This is a genomic window from Prevotellamassilia timonensis (assembly GCF_021531665.1).
In the GTDB taxonomy this organism is placed as follows: Bacteria; Bacteroidota; Bacteroidia; order Bacteroidales; family Bacteroidaceae; genus Alloprevotella.
Map to the genome: position 1 here is coordinate 1 of NZ_JADYUH010000190.1, position 312 is coordinate 312.

The window sequence follows — 312 nt, forward strand, 5'->3', positions numbered from 1 at the left end:
AAGTTTGTAGTGGACTGAGAATCCACAAAACCCCGCCTCGTATGCACTTTTGAAGTGTGCATCTGGAAATTTTTTATTCAGTGTATCAAAGAGCACTTTCGCATCCGAACGCTGGCTGAATGAAATCTTATAGCCACTTTCTGTGATGGAAACAACGTGCCAAGTCTTCAAGTGTACGTCAATACCGACGAAAATGTTTTGTCCTTTGAAAGAGACTTTGTACTTTTGCATAGGTGTAATTTGTTTGGTTTATTGATTTTTATATTTGGTCATACAAAAATAATAATACCATTTCATTTACACCACTTTTTT

1 pseudogene is annotated in these 312 nt (G+C 35.9%); it reads right to left on the reverse strand.

The window, feature by feature from the left end:
• Positions 1 to 231: pseudogene (locus I6E40_RS10805) on the reverse strand (IS110 family transposase); the annotation flags it as partial.
• Between the last annotated feature and the right edge of the window lie 81 nt (positions 232 to 312).